General features: G+C 37.1%; 15 protein-coding genes and 1 pseudogene. 12 read left to right on the forward strand and 4 right to left on the reverse strand.

The annotated features are described in order from the left end of the window. Positions 1-156: 156 nt before the first annotated feature. From AC1DVK_RS22295 to AC1DVK_RS22330, 8 genes and pseudogenes are all read left to right on the forward strand, one after another. Positions 157-909, forward strand: coding sequence for a DeoR/GlpR family DNA-binding transcription regulator (locus AC1DVK_RS22295; RefSeq protein WP_410860895.1), 753 nt, complete (start codon positions 157-159; stop codon positions 907-909). A 546-nt stretch (positions 910-1,455) separates the two neighbouring features. Beyond that, entirely contained in the window at positions 1,456-2,436 is a 981-nt protein-coding gene (locus AC1DVK_RS22300; protein ID WP_410860894.1) for an ABC transporter substrate-binding protein, read from the forward strand. An 80-nt stretch (positions 2,437-2,516) separates the two neighbouring features. Further along, positions 2,517-4,082, forward strand: coding sequence for a sugar ABC transporter ATP-binding protein (locus tag AC1DVK_RS22305; RefSeq protein ID WP_477627404.1), 1,566 nt, complete (start codon positions 2,517-2,519; stop codon positions 4,080-4,082). 80 nt (positions 4,083-4,162) lie between these two features. Then, positions 4,163-5,065, forward strand: coding sequence for an ABC transporter permease (locus AC1DVK_RS22310; RefSeq protein WP_410860968.1), 903 nt, complete (start codon positions 4,163-4,165; stop codon positions 5,063-5,065). Positions 5,066-5,138: 73 nt separating this feature from the next. Beyond that, a pseudogene (locus AC1DVK_RS22315) lies at positions 5,139-6,155 on the forward strand (glycoside hydrolase family 32 protein); the annotation flags it as partial. Between the two features lie 999 nt (positions 6,156-7,154). After that, on the forward strand, positions 7,155-8,168 hold the full coding sequence (locus AC1DVK_RS22320) for a glycoside hydrolase family 32 protein (protein ID WP_477627415.1): 1,014 nt from the start codon (positions 7,155-7,157) through the stop codon (positions 8,166-8,168). A gap of 117 nt (positions 8,169-8,285) precedes the next feature. Next, positions 8,286-9,251 carry a carbohydrate kinase family protein gene (locus AC1DVK_RS22325; protein ID WP_477627405.1) on the forward strand — a complete coding sequence of 322 codons (966 nt, stop codon included), beginning with the start codon at positions 8,286-8,288 and terminating at the stop codon, positions 9,249-9,251. Between the two features lie 268 nt (positions 9,252-9,519). Then, positions 9,520-9,717, forward strand: coding sequence for a transposase (locus AC1DVK_RS22330; protein WP_477627406.1), 198 nt, complete (start codon positions 9,520-9,522; stop codon positions 9,715-9,717). Between the two features lie 800 nt (positions 9,718-10,517). Here AC1DVK_RS22330 and AC1DVK_RS22335 read toward each other — a convergent pair. Next, the gene (locus AC1DVK_RS22335; protein ID WP_317776965.1) at positions 10,518-10,790 is read right to left on the reverse strand and encodes a hypothetical protein; all 273 of its coding nucleotides are present in this window, start codon (positions 10,788-10,790) and stop codon (positions 10,518-10,520) included. A 198-nt stretch (positions 10,791-10,988) separates the two neighbouring features. Further along, entirely contained in the window at positions 10,989-12,608 is a 1,620-nt protein-coding gene (locus AC1DVK_RS22340; RefSeq protein ID WP_061463500.1) for an ABC-F family ATP-binding cassette domain-containing protein, read from the reverse strand. Between the two features lie 341 nt (positions 12,609-12,949). Between AC1DVK_RS22340 and AC1DVK_RS22345 the strand changes: the two genes are divergently transcribed. Next, entirely contained in the window at positions 12,950-13,351 is a 402-nt protein-coding gene (locus AC1DVK_RS22345) for an RDD family protein (RefSeq protein ID WP_477627407.1), read from the forward strand. A gap of 350 nt (positions 13,352-13,701) precedes the next feature. Here the strand turns inward: AC1DVK_RS22345 and AC1DVK_RS22350 are convergent, their stop codons facing one another. Then, complete coding sequence (locus tag AC1DVK_RS22350; RefSeq protein WP_061463498.1) at positions 13,702-13,941, reverse strand: hypothetical protein; 240 nt, start codon at positions 13,939-13,941, stop codon at positions 13,702-13,704. Between the two features lie 570 nt (positions 13,942-14,511). Between AC1DVK_RS22350 and AC1DVK_RS22355 the strand changes: the two genes are divergently transcribed. Then, positions 14,512-16,770 (forward strand): HelD family protein, encoded by a 2,259-nt coding sequence (locus tag AC1DVK_RS22355; protein WP_477627408.1) that lies wholly within the window; start codon positions 14,512-14,514, stop codon positions 16,768-16,770. Positions 16,771-16,808: 38 nt separating this feature from the next. Here AC1DVK_RS22355 and AC1DVK_RS22360 read toward each other — a convergent pair whose 3' ends face one another. Then, positions 16,809-17,330, reverse strand: a complete 522-nt coding sequence (locus AC1DVK_RS22360) for a GNAT family N-acetyltransferase (protein WP_410860888.1) — start codon at positions 17,328-17,330, stop codon at positions 16,809-16,811. Positions 17,331-17,472: 142 nt separating this feature from the next. Between AC1DVK_RS22360 and AC1DVK_RS22365 the strand changes: the two genes are divergently transcribed. Further along, entirely contained in the window at positions 17,473-17,664 is a 192-nt protein-coding gene (locus AC1DVK_RS22365) for a hypothetical protein (RefSeq protein ID WP_089364340.1), read from the forward strand. Between the two features lie 79 nt (positions 17,665-17,743). Further along, entirely contained in the window at positions 17,744-18,157 is a 414-nt protein-coding gene (locus tag AC1DVK_RS22370; protein WP_061463494.1) for a hypothetical protein, read from the forward strand. Positions 18,158-18,189: the final 32 nt, after the last annotated feature.

The following is an 18,189-nucleotide window of genomic DNA, read 5'->3' on the forward strand; positions in this document are numbered from 1 at the left end:
TTTTTTCGTTATGATGATACAAATTCACCTTAGCTTGTTGGCGGTACCCCTAATATAGTTCTCACATGTCACTGCAAAATTCTATATACTAAAATTAATTAAACTAAAATACACGAAGAACCTTTAAATAGAAGTGTAATACGAGGAGGAGATATCATGCTTATTACGGAACGGCATCAATTAATTTTAAAGCTGTTAAAAGAAAAGGGGAATGTTAAGATTCATGAGCTAGTAGAATTAACAAATACTTCAGAATCTACTTTGCGTCGTGATCTAGATCAATTAGAAAAGCAGAACTACTTAAAACGAGTACATGGTGGAGCTTCACTATTACATAGTAAACGAGACGAACCAAGTGTGTTTGAGAAAATAACGCAGAACCTTGAGGAAAAAGCTAAGATAGCAAAATATGCGGCAGAACTAATTTTGGACGGCGACTGTGTTTATCTTGATGCTGGAACAACAACGTATCAGATGATCAAACATTTAAGGCAAAAAGATATCGTTGTCATTACAAACGGAATTGATCATTTAGATGCATTACTTGAAAATGAAATATGTACATATTTTATTGGTGGATTTGTTAAAAGGATTACTAAAGCAACAGTTGGACGTTATGCATACGAAAGTATAAAAAAATACAGATTTGATAAGTGTTTCATGGGTGCGAACGCTATTCATTATAATTTTGGATTGACTACCCCAGATCCAGAAGAGGCGCAAATAAAAGAAAGAGCCATTTTCTTGTCACGTGAGGCCTTTGTATTAGCAGATCATACAAAATTTGGAGAAGTATCATTTTCTAAGTTTGCAGATTTAAATCAAACAAAAGTTATTACGAATGAAGAAAGTACAATAACGTTAGGAAAATATAAGGAGAAAACGGAGATAATTATTGTGAGGGATTAAAAACTAAATTTGCTATCGTTGAAGGAAAGCTGGTATTCAAACTGTCTGATTCAGACAGTTTGAATACCAGCTTTTTTGAAAATTCTGAAATTATTTTATTGGAAATTTCCCCCTTTGTTTTATCAATATAATAAAGAATGCTTGATTCATTGTAATGTGATCAATTAACAATGAGGGAAAATCTGCTCCATCTATTAAACATTCCATTTGAGAGTTTAATATTTTATGTTATCAATATATTTTTTGCAATAATTGGTACCATTGACAATTACAAACAGCTTTAATATAATCAAAATCAATCAAAACCAACCAAATTCATTCATTTGTAATTATAATGTGTAATGGGTAATTATATTGTTTTACAAGGGATGAAAGCGTTATCAATAAATAGTCAATGTGAAAAAACTATCAAAATCAACCATATCTCCATTATTTCAACCAAAAATATTCATTTAAGGAGGTGATCTAGTTTAAGAGATTGAGAGCGGTAACAATTTCTCGTTCTGTAGCTAATTATTTTCATCTTCAAAAACTAGGGGGATTAATATGAAAAAATATGTAAAAATTCTAGGAATACTAGTTTTGACTTTTGTAATTGCCGCGATGACGGCATGTAGCGGGGCTAGTGAATCATCAAATGGATCAACAGATGGTAACGAAGGACAAAAAGGTAACAAACAATTAACGATCGGTGTAGCGGTGGGGAGTTTAGCAAACCCTTTCTTCGTCTCCATGGCTAAAGGTGCTGAAGAAGCAGGAAAAGAATTAGGTGCTGAAGTTCTAGTTGAAAGCGCTGAATATGATCTAGCAAAACAAGCAGCTCAAATTGAAAACTTTATTACGAAAAAGGTAGATATCATTCTTTTAAATGCTGTTGATACAAAAGGAATTGCGGCGGCTGTTCAACAGGCCAAAGCTGCTGATATTCCAGTAGTTGCTGTAGATACTAATGCTGAAGGTGGTGTCGATGCAACTGTTACTTCAGACAACTATCAAGCTGGTAAACTGGCCGGAGAATATGTGATTGAAAAATTAGGTGGAAAAGGAAAAATAGTTATTATTGATGGACCTCCGGTTTCGGCTGTATCTGATCGTATTCAAGGATTTGAAGATGCAATAAAGGATTCCAAAATTAAAGTTATCGCGAAGCAAAATGGAGAAGGGAATCGCGAAAAGGCATTAACGGTGATGGAAAGTATTTTACAAGCTAATTCATCAGGCTCTATTGACGCGGTATTTGCGATTAATGATCCAGCAGCAATTGGTGTTGAAATTGCTCAAGAGCAAGCGAATCGTAAAAATGAATTTTTCATTGTCGGTGTGGACGGTGCTCCTGAAGCCACAGAAGCAATGGCAAAGGAAGGAAGTACAATTGCTGCAACTTCAGCTCAGTCACCTAGTAACATGATCAAAAAAGCTGTTGAAATCGGGATGAAAGTGAAAAATGGTGAAGAAGTTGAGGAGCTTATTAAAGTTCCAGTTGAGATTGTAACTCAAGATACATTAGATTCTTACCAAGGTTGGTAAGCTTCTTTCAATAAATAGGCTGATAAGGATTCCTCCTTTAATCAGCCTATTCAAATCAATATAAGGGGTGAGATAAAGGTATGGCTGTCAATGAAATGTCGCTTAAAGGCCAACAAATTCTAAAAAAGCCAGTGTTGAATATGGATGGGATTAGTAAAACGTTCTCAAGTGTAACCGTATTGAACAATGTGAGAATGGAACTTTATCCAGGTGAAGTACATGCATTAATGGGAGAGAATGGCGCTGGAAAGTCAACTTTCATGAAAATCCTCGCAGGCATTCATACACCTGATGACAATGGTGGGAAAATCTACTTGAAAGGTCAACCAATTTTATGGAAGGATCCTACTGATGCAAGGAACAAAGGAATTAGTGTTATTCATCAGGAGTTAAACCTTTCTCCTAATTTAACAATAAGTGAAAATATCTTAATGGGTTCGAATTTTCCTAGAAATGGTTTAGGAATGGTGAAATGGGATGAGGTCCATGAACGTGCCCAAGAGGTGTTAGATTCAATGGGGTCGAATTTAAATCCACGCCAATTGGTTTCGACCTTAAGTGTTGCTCAACAACAAATGGTCGAGATTGCCCGAGCATTATCCTTTAATGCAGAGGTACTCATAATGGATGAACCAACCGCCTCTTTAACAGATAAAGAAATAAAAAAGCTGTTTGAAATTATTGATGATTTGAAAAAGCAGGGAGTTGCTATTGTATATATCTCTCACAGAATGGAAGAAATCTTTAAAATTTCTAATAGGTTCACTGTATTACGTGACGGCGAATGGATTGCAAGTGGGCCGATTGAAGAGACAAATCCTGATCATCTCGTAAAGCTGATGGTAGGAAGGGATTTAAAGGACTTGTTTAATCGGTCAAAAGCTTTTGGCACAAAAAATCCAAAGGAAGTTTCACCTGTACTTGAATTGAAAAATGTTTCTGATAACACAATTGTAAAGAATGTATCTTTAAAAATTTACCCAGGTGAAATTGTTGGTTTAGCGGGGCTTGTTGGTGCAGGCAGAACAGAATTGGTTAGGGCTATTTTCGGTTTGTCCGAGTTGAAAAGTGGCGAAATATTGGTTGATGGTCAATCTGTTAAAATCAAATCCTCAATAGATGCTATTGCTAATAGGATTGCACATGTACCTGAAAGCAGGAAAGAACAAGGGTTATTTTTATCAATGTCCGTAAAAGAGAACATCATAATGGCTGAATTGAAAAAACACGCTAAAGCAGGAATTGTTAATTGGAAGCAAGCAAATGAAAGCGCTAACCAATATATTGTAGACTTAAATATAAAAATAGCTTCCCCAGAACAGCAAGTATCAAACTTAAGTGGTGGGAACCAACAAAAGGTAGTGATCGCTAGGTGGCTATCAATTGCACCAAAGGTATTACTGCTTGATGAGCCAACACGAGGGGTTGATATAGGTGCCAAGACTGAAATCCACAAGATTGTTTCAAAGCTTGCAGATGAAGGATTGGCCGTTTTAATGATATCCTCTGAACTTCCTGAAGTATTGGGGGTAAGTGATCGAATACTTGTCATGAGTGAAGGAAGGTTAACAGGCGAGCTTTCGAAGGAAGAAGCTACACAGGAAACAATTATGCGTTTAGCTACCAAAGGGGGGAGAGAGAAATGAGAGGGAATACGCAAACTATTACACATTCACAACGCCTAAATATAGGAAATGTCCTTTATTCTTTATGGAATAGGCTTGGCATGATCATGATTTTATTATTATTGTGTGTAGTACTTTCATTTACAGCACCAAATTTTTTAGATACAGCCAATTTATTGAATGTATTAAAACAAGTTTCCATTATTGCTATTTTAGCTGCTGGGATGACAATCGTTATTTTAACTGGTGGTATTGATTTATCAGTTGGTGCAACAGTTGCTCTATCTGGCGTTATCTCAGTCATGGTCTCTTCTGCAGGAGTTAATCCTTTTATTGCGATGTTATCAGGCGTACTAGTAGGGTATGCAGTAGGACTGATTAATGGTTTTCTTACAGCCAAAGCAAAGTTACCAGCATTTATTGTTACACTAGGCAGCTTCACATATGTTCGTGGACTCGCTTATGTCATTAGTGGCGGTTATCCAATTGTTTTACAAAACGAAACATTTAAATTCATCGGTGGTGGAAGTATTTTCGGAATCCCCACTCCTATTTATATCATGTCTTTAGTATATGTTGTGATGTTTTTTGTTCTTAAATATACGATGTTTGGTCGTCATATTTATGCGATTGGTGGCAATGAAGAGGCAGCTCGGTTAACTGGAATTAAGGTTGAAAAGTCTTTAATCAATGTGTATTCGATCAGTGGTTTACTAGCTGGTTTAGGAGGAGTCGTTTTAGCGGGAAGGTTGTTTTCTGGACAGCCAACTGCTGGTCAAATGTATGAATTAGACGCAATTGCTGCTGTTATTCTAGGAGGAACAAGTTTAACAGGTGGAAAAGGGAAAATAATAGGAACAATTATTGGGGTTTTAATTATGGGGGTAATCAGTAATGGGTTAACTCTAATGGATGTCAACTATTATTGGCAGTTAGTTGTAAAAGGTGGAGTCATTGTGGCAGCCGTTCTATTAGATCGATTGCGCGGAAATAGTCCAGCATAACGATCACATGTCATTTTAGATTTTAAAAAAGGGATGTGAAATAAAGGTGAAGAGGATTATTAGTACTCTACTAATATGTTCAACTGTCACTTGTTTACCATTTAATAGTGCATATGCAGAAAATCCAGGGTATTATAATGAACCATACCGTAATCAATTTCATTTTTCTCCTGAAGCTAACTGGATGAATGATCCGAATGGTATGGTTTTTTATAAAGGTGAATATCATTTGTTTTATCAATATCATCCGTATGGAACGACATGGGGACCGATGCATTGGGGGCATGCTGTCAGTAAAGATCTTGTTAATTGGGAGCATTTGCCGATTGCTTTATCGCCGGATGAAAACGGCCAGATTTTCTCGGGGAGTGCTGTTATTGATTGGAACAATACAGCTGGCTTTGGAAAAGAAGCAATGGTTGCCATCTTTACGCATTCAGGGGATAAGCAAGTCCAAAGTATAGCGTATAGCCTAGATGAAGGAAGAACTTGGGAAAAGTATAAAGGGAATCCCGTAATGCCAGACCCTCCTTTACAAGATTGGCGCGATCCTAAAGTATTTTGGCATGAAGAATCAAACCAATGGGTTATGTCGTTAGCGGCTAAGGATAAGATCATGTTTTATACCTCACCTAATTTAAAAGAGTGGGAGTATGCAAGTGAATTCGGCGAAGATGGTGGAATACAAGCAAATAGCTTAGACAGAACTTCTTATGCCATGTCATCCCAGACAGGTGAATCATTTAGCTATGAGGGAGATATTACGCTTAATGAGAAGAATGGGAGAGAAGGGGCAGGCGGTTTAGTTTTTCGGTCAGACAAGAGTGCAAAGAACGGCTATGTTGCGAGCTTAGATGCCAAAAACGATGTCATAACATTAAGTAAGAATGTAGATGGAACAAATGAGGAAATTGCGAGAAAACCTTTTACCCTCAAAACTTCAACTACCTATCATGTGAAGGTTGAAACAGAGGGGGATCAAATTCAAGTCTCTGTAAACGATCAATCTGTTATAAAAAAAACAGATATAGAATTCGATTATGGATACTATGGATTGTCAGCGTGGAATTCAACGGCTGCCTTTCGAAATGTGGAGTTCAAGAATACATCTAACTTTGAAACCAATTTATCAAAATGGACCGATGTAAACGGTAGCTGGGAGAACACGATGGATGGAAAAAGTGGAACCTCTACGGAGGATGCTTTTGTAATGAGTGGTCAAACAGGGGATAACTTTTTTTATGAAGCAAACATTGAGATATCTGGGGAAAAAGGTGGAAACGGAGCTGGCTCGCTCGTTTTTCGTGCAGATCCTAATGCAACAAACGGTTATATGGCGAATATCGATGCTTTAAACGATACAATAAAAATCATGAAAATCGAAAATGGAGACATATCCATTCTAGCTGAAAAAACAATAAATCTAGATACAGATAAAAGGTACCATTTAAAAGCAAGCACCCATGGAAAAAATATTAAAATTTCTTTAGATGGAAATCTCATTCATGATGTAAATGATTCAACTTTTTCATCAGGGCATTTTGGCTTAAATGTTTGGAATTCATCCACGTTATTCCAAGATGTTCAAGTTGGTAAGAACATCATGACAAATGAGAAGGAAATTATTAATCATGATTTTGAGACAGGTGATCTAACTGGGTGGAGTACAATCGAAGGTAATGCTTTCACAAAAGATCATGTGACAAATGTATCATCATACTGGGGAGGGGATTTCGGCCACCAAGGAAACTACCACTTATGGGGGTTTACTGATCTTCAAAAGGGAGATGACGCAACAGGAGAACTGCACTCCTCATATTTTAAACTAGATGGCTCTGGAGAAATCAACTTACTGTTGGGCGGTGGTAATGATATCAACACCCGCTATGTTTCGTTAGTGAGAGCCTCTGATGATCAAGAATTAATTCGACAAGCCAATACCAAATTTAAAGAAGAAAAATATCAAAAATACGTCTGGGATGCTTCTAAATACATTGGAGAAGTGTTATATATTAAAGCTGTAGACCAAGCTACAGGTGGTTGGGGTCATTTAAACATGGATGATGTTAATGTTTATAATGAAGGGGCCATGCCAAATGAAGTAGACCAAGTTGCCAAAGAGCCTGAGAAAGACGATTCGAAAGAAAGCGGCATCCTTACAGACTGGTCTGCTGTTTCTGGAGAGTGGATACCTTCTACTCATGGTAGTAACGGAGGGGTTTGGGAATGTCCTACTCTCATCGAATTACCAATTGATGGTGACCCTTCAAAAACAAAATGGGTACTACAGGTAAGCATTAATGATGGCGCTCCTGCAGGCGGGTCAGGTATGCAATATTTTGTAGGTACCTTTGACGGGAAAACGTTTAAAAATGAAAACCCTTCCGATCAAGTGTTATGGACTGACTACGGGGCAGATTATTATGCCGCAGTAGATTGGAGCGGAATTGAGGGTAAGAATGGCGAAAAATATTGGATTGGCTGGATGAGTAATTGGCAATATGCAAATAATACACCAACTTCGACTTGGAGAAGTTCAACGACATTACCAAGAAAGATGGAGCTAACTCAGACAGAAGAAGGTTTACGTTTAAAACAAACACCAGTTTCTTTAAAAACCATTCGAGATAAGAGTGAAAAAATTTCATATAAAAATAAAGTCATATCTGGTGAAAGTAATCTCCTATCTAAACTATCAGAAGATACATTTGAAATGATAGCTGAGTTTGATGTAGATGATATAAAAGCAACTGAATTCGGCTTTCAAGTTCGTAAAGGAGCAACTGAATATACGACTATTGGCTATGATGTTGCCACCAAACAGTTATTCGTAGACCGTTCAAGTTCAGGAAGCTTTGATTATGGGAACAATGTAGTCGGTAAGCATGACGGACCGTTAAATGCATTAAATGGGACTGTGAAAATGCATATTTTCATTGACCGATCTGCTGTAGAAGTGTTTGGAAACAAAGGTGAAACGGTTATTTCTGATCAAATTTTCCCGGATCCATCAAGTAAAGGATTACAAATTTATAGCAAGGGTGGAGAAGTTACATTAAAGTCTTTGAAAATATACCCTTTAAAGAGTATATGGAAAAGATAAAGACTAAATTTCAAGCCTATTAAAGAGGGGTTGATAGTAAGAGTTTATGAAGGCTGTCGAAAATGATCGATAGCCTCTCATTTTACCTAAATCACAAGAATGGAGAGTGTAATGTAAATGAATAAAACAAACCGCGCAGTCATATGCGTTGGGGAGCTTTTGATCGATTTTTATTGTACAGATATTGATGTTAATTTAATGGAAGGTAATCATTTTCTAAAGAAAGCCGGGGGTGCACCAGCGAATGTCGCAGCTGCTATTTCAAGGCTAGGTGGGGAAGCGAGTCTTATTGGAAAAGTAGGAAATGACCCATTTGGATTATTTTTAATAGAAACGATGAAAGAGGTGGGGGTTGATACATCGATGATTGTTACTGACGATTTAGCACCAACTACTTTAGCATTTGTTTCTTTACAAGCAAATGGTGAAAGGGATTTTGTATTCAATAGAGGAGCGGATCGAAATTTAACAGAGGATAACTTATACCTAGATAGATTAAGTGGTGCAAAGATCGTTCACTTTGGATCTGCAACTGCATTTCTGGAAAACCCTTTTAAAACAACTTATTTAAAGGCAATGGAATTTGCACAAAATAGGGGGATATTTCTATCGTTTGACCCTAACTTCCGACATGATTTATGGAAAAATAGAGTGGCTGAATTTATTAGTTTAGCCAGAAAGGGTATATCAATGGCTGACTTTGTAAAAGTTAGCGAAGTAGAGCTTGAACTAATCACGGGAAAAAGGGATAAATATGATGGAATAGCAATGCTCCATCATTTAGGGGCAAAAATAGTGGCTGTTACCCTTGGATGGGAAGGCACTCTTCTTTCAAATGGAAGTGGAATGAGTGTAATAAACAGCGTCGAAGTAAATTCAATTGACTCAACTGGTGCTGGTGATGCATTTGTCGGTGCTGCTTTATTTCAATTTGCAAATCTTGAGTCCTATGACACAATTCTTAGTGATTTTAGTAAACTTAAAGAGATCATTCTTTTTGCAAATAAAGTAGGTGCCGTCGTGTGTACGAAGGTAGGAGCGATTTCTTCTCTACCAAACGAAGAGGATATATATAAGATTTAGTCTTCATCGTATTGTTTCGGAATGTGAAAAAATCGCGGTACACCTGGCTTAGGGAGTCTAGGTGCATCGCGATTTTTAGTTTATATAAGCGGTTGTTCAAGAAGGAACTAGTCTTTACACATTTAATGAGAAGTGGCGAAACAAATTACAAGACCTATTCGGCAAAAACCAATGACTGTAAAGTCTGTCATCTCAGAGTGGAATGCTTCGGGAAAACAGCGACCATAAGAACCATATCACGCCCCATCGCCCATGAACTATAGAAAACATGAAAAGGACAAAAACAAGTGGTTACAAACTGGTTCAAAAACTAAGAAGAATCTGGTGTGAAGGCTCATTAGGCACCATGAAAATAAAGCACAATTTATATAAGACATATAAGAGGGGCATTCAAAAAATCCATGAACAATGCCTCTTTTCGGCGTTGGCATTAAACTTAAAACGAATGATAAAAGTAATGAACTAGCTACAAAAAAGTGAAGAAAAATAATAAATAAACAGCAATTAACGATAAAAATCAAAATGGGGAAGGTGCAAAAGCCCTCCCCCCATTTTGTCAACAGCCCCCTTATCCGGGTGAGTATGGACGGGGGTTTCCATGAGTAAGAATATATACTGAATTTCAGATTAAAGAACTTGAAAAGAATCCAAATATCATTGGTGCTTCCGAGCGATCTATTTCCTATAGTCCGGAATTTAAGACAAAAGCTGTTTAGGAATATAAAAAGGGGAAATCTCCCTCTCAAATTCATTGACCAGGGATTTAATCTCGAAATAATTGGAAAGAAACAACCTAAACGTTGTCTACAGCGCGGGCGTATTACCTTTGAAAGGTTTGGTGAGGAAGGCTTCCTTACGGAACGCCGTGGAAAAGGAAGTACATCACGCCCCACTTCTAAGCCACAGTCTGCAGAGGACCAACTTAGGAAGGCAGAGGCGAGAATCAGATTCCTTGAAGCAGAAAATGACTTCCTTAAAAAACTGGAAGAGCTAGAAAGGSAGGCTCTGAAAAAGAAATGATTTTAACTGCTGCTGAGAAGTTCGTTGTTTAGAATTTGAAAAATTAAAGGTGGCAAGACAATTTGAAAAAATGGGAAAATGTAGCGTTTGGTAGTTCAATTTTTATTGTACTAACTTTCCTTCCTCTGTACCTTGATAAAATTGGTATTTCCCTTTGACTTAAATCAGTAAGTACTGTACTTTTTGGTGTTTTTTGAATGGTTTTCGCTAATAAAAGGCATGATCAGTTTATCTGGCCTTATATACTTAACAAATATGTTCGTCATAGTCTGTTTTCAAGTAATTCATCATCGTTTGTTTTTGGTGGGAATAATGAAAACAATTGAAGTAAAAGGAAAAGTCGTCAAAAAAGAGTGGGTTTTTATCATCGAAGCCATAAGTATGTAAAAAATCCGAAATTATTTTTTCTTGATCCACTAAGTCGAACAATCCGGATACATAAAATTGATAACTGAATTTATTATATAAAAAAAGGTATCCTGTATCCTCAAAGATATTTTTCACTAAATGACCATCCAATTTTAACTCACTCCTTTCTTACCAATATACCTTGTTATCCATTAAATTATTCAGTGTTCATATTTCGGGGAATATCATTATATTTATTGCAGACTGTTTTTTATACCTTTAATGCATTAAAGGCTGGAAACAACTGTAGGAAAGATCGCAAACGAAAAAAGCACATCCCATAAGGATGTGCCGCATATAACAAACTTCTTATTTATACATTTCTGCCACTTGTTTTTGCAATTGGCTATTTTCAAGGTACTCATCATAACTAATTTGCTTATCGATTGTTCCTTTTGGTGTAAGTTCAATGATACGGTTCGCCACAGTTTGGATGAACTGATGATCATGAGAGGAGAAGATCATCGATCCTTTAAAGCTGATCAAACCGTTGTTCAGCGCCGTAATCGACTCTAAGTCTAGATGGTTAGTAGGTTCATCAAGCATAAGGACGTTCGAACCGCTTAACATCATTTTAGAAAGCATACAGCGGACTTTTTCGCCCCCTGAAAGGACACTTGCCTTTTTGGTGACTTCATCACCAGAGAATAACATTCTGCCCAAGAAACCGCGCAGGAAGCTCTCGCTCTGGTCATTAGGAGAATATTGACGGAGCCAATCGACTAGTGTTAAATCGACACCTTCAAAGAATTCGGCATTATCCTTAGGGAAATATGCCTGAGAGGTCGTAACGCCCCATTTGAATGAGCCGCTATCCGGTTCAATTTCACCTGCCAAGATTTTGAACATGGTTGTTTTAGCAATCTCATCTTTACCGACAAATGCAATCTTGTCGCCTTTATTCATCGTGAAGCTGACGTTATCCAATATTTTTATGCCATCGATCGTTTTCGAGATTCCATCTACACGAAGCAGGTCGTTCCCGATTTCACGCTCAGGTGTAAAGCCGACATATGGATAGCGGCGCGAAGAAGGCTGTATGTCATCCAAGCTGATTTTGTCCAATAATTTCTTACGGGATGTCGCCTGGCTCGATTTGGATGCATTGGCACTGAAACGGGCGATGAAATTTTGAAGCTCTTTGATTTTTTCTTCTTTTTTCTTATTGGCATCTTGAGTCAGTTTAAGGGCAAGCTGGCTTGATTCATACCAGAAGTCATAGTTCCCGATATAAACCTTGATTTTACCGAAATCGAGATCCGCGATATGTGTACAAACTTTGTTAAGGAAGTACCGGTCATGGGAAACTACGATAACAGTGTTTTCGAAGTTGATTAAGAACTCTTCCAGCCATTTGATCGCTTTTAAGTCCAAGTGGTTGGTAGGCTCATCCAGTAAAAGAACATCCGGTTTACCGAACAGTGCCTGGGCAAGCAATACTTTAACTTTGTCCCCACCGTTCAATTCGGCCATTTTCTTTGTATGAAGGTCTTCTGCAATGCCAAGGCCCTTTAAGAGGATGGAAGCTTCAGGTTCAGCTTCCCAGCCGTTTAATTCGGCAAATTCACCTTCAAGTTCGGCGGCTTTCATTCCATCTTCGTCCGTGAAGTTTTCCTTCATATAGATGGCATCTTTTTCTTGCATGACTTCGTATAATCTTTCATGTCCCATAATGACAACTTTAAGGACTTCTTCTTCTTCAAAAGCGAAGTGATCTTGTTTTAGAACGGCAAGGCGTTCGCCAGGCCCCATATGGACATCACCGGATTGTGCTTCAACTTCACCGGAAAGGATTTTTAAGAACGTCGATTTACCCGCCCCATTTGCACCAATCAGACCGTAGCAGTTACCAGGCGTGAATTTTATATTAACATCTTCAAACAGTTTACGATCGCCATATCGTAAACCAACATTATTTACAGTAATCATTTATTTACATTCCTCCAAAATCTTTTGTTTCAACGTTTCCAACACTTTGTTGCACTAGTTTTACGCTGATTCACTCAAACAGCAGTTTATATCCATTAATTTATTAAATGCCGTTCATTAAATTGTATCTTATTTCGTAGGAAAATTAAAGTTAGATTAGCAAAAACAAACGTTTATAAGCAAAAATTACTCAGGAGTTTAATATTGAAGAACAAGTATTGGCTGTAATGTAAGTTCTATATTTTTTGTAGAAAAAAATTATGAGTATAAAGGCTCATTACATATTAACCTTATAATTGGTAATATAGGTAACTGTAACTAATGCAAAAGGAGGGGGATATATGAGCGATTCTGTAGGGTTTTGGAAACGTTTTTTAGCAGGATTTTTGGATTTCTTAATAGTATCTGCACCAGTAGCGATAATTTTCGGGTTAATTACCAGTGATTGGGAAAACGAAAACTTTTCAACGTTTGTCAACTTTCTTTACTTGCTGATTGCCCCGATACTATGGTATGGCTATACAGTGGGTAAAAGGATTTTGGGTATACGCATAGTAAGGGTGGACGGTAAAAAATTAGGCATAGGCACAATGCTAATGAGGAATTTTGTTGCTACTTTAGTTTATGCCGTTACATTAGGGATAGGGTATATTGTCAGTGCATTCATGGTTGGATTAAGAAAAGATCATAGATCCATACATGATTTCATAGCTGGTACATACGTGACATCAAATAAACCATAAAGATTGATAAGCAGTTTAATAGCTGCTTTTTTTAATGCGAAATTACAAATTCAAACGGATATGATTTTTCATGGGAAACCCTTGAATGAACTCTAGGTGTATTTTCATTCAATATAAACAGGGCAAAGGAATTTACTGATTGTATTGGTGGGGAATTACATAATGAGGAATAAATATTACATTGGAAACCACGTTAGAATATCTAATCAATAATCAATTTAACATAATGGCAGTTAAGGTGTTTTTTAAGGTCATGAATACGATCATTTAGCACACATGTCAGTGGAGTAATCGGGTGTTGTTCATACATTGTAAATGTAAAGGAACAGAAAAGCACTTTACCTATATGGTCAAGTGCTTTGGTTATTCAGAACTTCTCTATTTTGATTAATGATGATTTTATTCCTTAAAATCATTTCCTTATTATTAAGTCCAACATTCACTTCTTTGGTATTATTCACCTTTTCTAGCAGTGATACTACAGATATTTCTAATAATTCAGGGATAGACATATTTGTTTTAGATGATAAAATTTCAAGTTCATGGATTAATTTAGGGGATAGTATTGGTTGTCTCTCATTTATTTCCATGACGGTACCCACTTTCGTAAGAAAATTATTTAATTGTAATCTAAGTATATAACATGAGATTCCAATGAAACATTAAATTATCGTTATTTATGTTAAGAATTGATGACCTTTGTGGAAGAAAGGTCTAGCTGGGCACTTCCCCTATTAGGGGAAGTGCTTTTTTGTGTTGACTAATTACTTGGTAAGGTCATTTCCCTGAAAATCATGATTGGCCCATTAAGCATTAAACCTTAATGCACGATCAGGGATCGCCTGATTGATGGGTCTAACATCTTTTTGATATACAATAAATACACTGCATATCATAATGAATAAGAGAAGAGAATTGTCCAGAGGAAGAAATGAAAATAAACTTCCTACTTCCAGAATGGAAATGACATTTTTAGAGATGTAATAATTAAATATGTCTATTTCGTATTTTCTGAAAAGCATTCAGATTTTCCTTCTAAAAAAGTTAATTTCAACTATATAATTCTATGTGTCCACATTTGTCAACCATTGGGTTTTCTGATAGTATAAATGTCCATTTCATCTTAGCATCGGTTTTTAAAAATAAACGAGGAAGGGAGAGTGGTTATATTGGGAAGTCACCCTGATTTTGAACTGGAACGACAGCGGCTGGATTTTACCAAACGTTACATAGATGTAGTCATCAAAACATCAGAAACAAGCAAAGATCAATTTCAGCGGAATATGCAAGAAGCTTTTGGTGATGCCGATTGGTCTGAATCCGGCTTATATTCTCAATTGTTGACGACAGCCAACTTTTTTGAAATGTCCAAAGCTGAACTTGAAAGTTTACGTAAAGCAAGTAAAAAGCCCTACTTTGCAAGAGTGGATTTTGAAAGGAATGATGGTGAAAGAGGGGAAGTGCTTTATTTCGGAAAAACGTCCCTTTATCAGAGGGAAAGCCAGGAACAGATCATCGTAGATTGGCGTTCACCAATTGCAAACCTTTACTATGAGGGACGGATTGGTGAAATTGAATATGAGGCGGAAGGGGAAACGTTTAGCGGGAACATCACTTTAAAGAGACAATTAATGATTGAAGAAGGTGTCTTGGAAGAGGTAAGGGACATTGATCTAACAACGACGGATGAATTGTTGCAGGAATCTCTCTCTAAAAGTTCCAGCAATCGGTTGACAGATATCATTACAACGATCCAGGAAGAACAAAATAAAATCATTCGTGCAGATTTGAATAAACCTATCATTGTTCAGGGCGCAGCGGGCAGTGGTAAAACGACAATTGCTTTACATAGGATTTCTTATTTCATTTACCACTATAAAGACTTGTTCGATCCGCGACAATTAATGATTCTTGCCCCGAGCCGGGTGTTCATTGATTACATATCTGAAGCATTACCTGAATTAGGTGTTGAAAAAGTAAAACAATTCACATTTTCCGAATATGTGCAGGCAGCGATAGGAAAGCAAGTGAAGCTTGTGCCTGATGATAAACTAACTCGAATGCTGGAAAAGGATGATGAAGAAATAAAGTCCGCTGTCTGGATATCAGGTCTAAAGGGCTCCCCCGTATTTAAATATATTTTGGACGAATATGTAAAGGATATTTTCAGGGGTTTTCATCCGGATGCAGATTTCTATTGTGATAAATATCGCCTCTATTCCGCTAAGAAGTTCATTAGATTATTGGAAGAGGATTATTGGTATTTACCGTTATACGGCAGGCTGGACAAACTGAAGGCCATTTTACAAAATGAAGTTAAATTGAAAAAGAAAATAATGCTTGATCGTGTTCTTGATTTTTATGAGGCTAAAATTGAGAAGGCTCTCATTAAGAATATAGATCCAGACATACGCAAGGAATTTGTTACAAAATGCCTCGATAAAAAAGAGGAAAGGATCGGACAGATCCAAAAAGCGATCCGTTCTTCTGTAAAAGGCTATTTTAAGCAATTCAAAAATAAAGATCTTCTACTTTACTATCAGGAATTATATCAAGATCCGGAGCGGTTGGCCTCGTATAGTAATGGTAAACTTACTTTTGAAGATGCAAGTGCTTTATGTGAGTATAATCATAAATTATTTTCTGATAAAAGCTATGAGATGGAGGACTTAGGTGCATTATTATATCTTCAGGAGCGGCTTTTTGGTGTCGACAAAGAAAATAAAGCAAAAAATGTCGTCATTGATGAGGCTCAGGATTATAGTTTCATGCAGTTACAGGCACTCAAAACAGCAGTGGATACGGATATGTTCACACTAGTAGGTGACCTGGCACAAGGCATCCATTCATACCGGGGGTTACAAACATGGGATGAGGTCCACCATCGTATTTTCCCGCGGGCGACGTACACTGAATTACAAAAAAGCTATAGAACCACTGTTGAAATAATGAAACAAGCTAACCGGATTCTTAAGTTGTTAACCTACGATTTCCCGGAAGTTGAACCTGTAGTCCGTCATGGCAGGGATCCGGAATTCATTTCCATTGAAAAGAAAGGGTGGGAAGAAGAGCTAATCGAACTTATTGAAAGCCTTAAAGGAGAGGGATTTAAAACGTTTGCCGTTATTGCCAAAACGATGAAAGATTGCAAACTGGCAAACGAGAAACTAAGTGCATTCCATCAAAGCTTTCATTTAGTAGATGAAGCGGGAAACATTCCTAAAGATAAAACATTAATTGTTCCTTCATATCAAGCTAAAGGCCTGGAATTCGATGTCGTATTTGCAATATCCCTGGAAGAAGCGTATCGCCGTGAAAATGAGCTTGATATTAAACTGCTATACGTAACAATGACAAGACCATTGCACCGACTTTATTTTTTGGGTAATGAGAAAAATGCTTTCTTAATTGAGACATGAGAGGTGGAAGATGGGATGTAACCATCCTCCGGGTACGCTCACAAATGCAAAAGGATATCCTTAATATCTTGCCATCCAAAACCGACCTCGATGAGCTCGATGCCAGCCATTTTAACAGTTTTTTCAGCTATTACTTGACCGCCGAGCGCCTTGTAAAAACCGCATGAAGGATTATCCTTTAATGCCCAGATTATTAAATTCTTATGTTCCATTTTAATAAGTTCATGTATGACCGCTTTTATCATTTTTCGGCCGAATCCCTTCCGTTGATACTCTTTTAAAATATAGACGGCATATACTTCACCTTGAATATGCGGATCATTCGTTTGTTCAGGTCCGCCCGCAGCGAAACCGATGATTTCCCCATGGGCATTTTCCGCAACAAAAGTGGCATTATGCAGCATCTTTAAATTTCTTAACCAGTTTTTCCTTCTGGCTTCCAGATTCAAGGAAGACAAGTATTGATCCGGGAGGATGCCTTTATAAGTCGTTTGCCAGCTGTTTATATGTACATTTGCTATTCCATTTACATCTTCTTCTATGGCTCTCCTGATTTTCATTAAAGACACCTTCTGGTTTTAGTGTTTTTTTCTAGAATATCATGGAAAAAGTGAATAAGCATTTAATTTATGTTTATAACTTCATGATAAAGGATAAGAAATAAAAGAGAGATTCAAGCAGATGAAGGGAAGGATGAGAATGATGAAATTGAAAGTTGGTTTTTATTTTCCGGGAGGCAAAGAAATAGAGCATGAGGTAGAAGGAGATGACTCAACTCAAATGATTTCAAATATTCAAAAGCACCGTTATTATAATTTGGTTAAAGGCGATTGCCATTATGTCATAGATACGGAAAAAGCAGCTTATTTTTCTGTAACCGAAATATTCGATTGAGAATAAACTGCATTGGACTTTTGTTCCATTGCGGTTTATTCTTTTTGGTGTAAGGAACCGGAAAAGGGGTTAATGGACAATGAAAATCAATTTTACCAAGAAACAGTTTGAAACATTATTCAAAATGGTTCAGTACGGATATTGGGTTGCTTCCGATACTGAAAATAATAAAGAATTCAGTGAGGTTGAACAGTATCTCAATTCCTTTGCCAAAGATTTCGGCATGGAAGGAGTCCAGTTTTTGAAGGAATACGAAATATATGATTTAAGCAGGGAATTGGAGGATCAACTTCATGAAGTCATAGATGAATATGAAGAAGGAGTATTCAGGGATAAGCTTGCCTATCATTTGGCAAGAAAAGAGTTTGCCGAAGAATCGCAAAACCATGAATATAATCAGGAGGAAGCCTTTAAACGTATCCTGGAGCTCGAAGAAAAATATCATATTCATATTGAAGAACAAGGGTTACGGAAATTAAAGATAGAAGTATAAAAAGAGAGAGGGCACAATTTGTCCTCTCTCTT

It is taken from the genome of Peribacillus sp. P4_B1, assembly GCF_056402395.1.

Coding starts and splice junctions, on each gene's coding strand:
- AC1DVK_RS22360 (WP_410860888.1), bottom strand. CDS start 17,330: ATGAAAATCAGGAGAGCCATAGAAGAAGATGTAAATGGAATAGCAAAT.
- AC1DVK_RS22345 (WP_477627407.1), top strand. CDS start 12,950: ATGAGCGATTCTGTAGGGTTTTGGAAACGTTTTTTAGCAGGATTTTTG.
- AC1DVK_RS22350 (WP_061463498.1), bottom strand. CDS start 13,941: ATGGAAATAAATGAGAGACAACCAATACTATCCCCTAAATTAATCCAT.
- AC1DVK_RS22320 (WP_477627415.1), top strand. CDS start 7,155: ATGCCAAATGAAGTAGACCAAGTTGCCAAAGAGCCTGAGAAAGACGAT.
- AC1DVK_RS22365 (WP_089364340.1), top strand. CDS start 17,473: ATGAAATTGAAAGTTGGTTTTTATTTTCCGGGAGGCAAAGAAATAGAG.
- AC1DVK_RS22295 (WP_410860895.1), top strand. CDS start 157: ATGCTTATTACGGAACGGCATCAATTAATTTTAAAGCTGTTAAAAGAA.
- AC1DVK_RS22340 (WP_061463500.1), bottom strand. CDS start 12,608: ATGATTACTGTAAATAATGTTGGTTTACGATATGGCGATCGTAAACTG.
- AC1DVK_RS22310 (WP_410860968.1), top strand. CDS start 4,163: ATGATCATGATTTTATTATTATTGTGTGTAGTACTTTCATTTACAGCA.
- AC1DVK_RS22370 (WP_061463494.1), top strand. CDS start 17,744: ATGAAAATCAATTTTACCAAGAAACAGTTTGAAACATTATTCAAAATG.
- AC1DVK_RS22325 (WP_477627405.1), top strand. CDS start 8,286: ATGAATAAAACAAACCGCGCAGTCATATGCGTTGGGGAGCTTTTGATC.
- AC1DVK_RS22300 (WP_410860894.1), top strand. CDS start 1,456: ATGAAAAAATATGTAAAAATTCTAGGAATACTAGTTTTGACTTTTGTA.
- AC1DVK_RS22305 (WP_477627404.1), top strand. CDS start 2,517: ATGGCTGTCAATGAAATGTCGCTTAAAGGCCAACAAATTCTAAAAAAG.
- AC1DVK_RS22330 (WP_477627406.1), top strand. CDS start 9,520: ATGAAAAGGACAAAAACAAGTGGTTACAAACTGGTTCAAAAACTAAGA.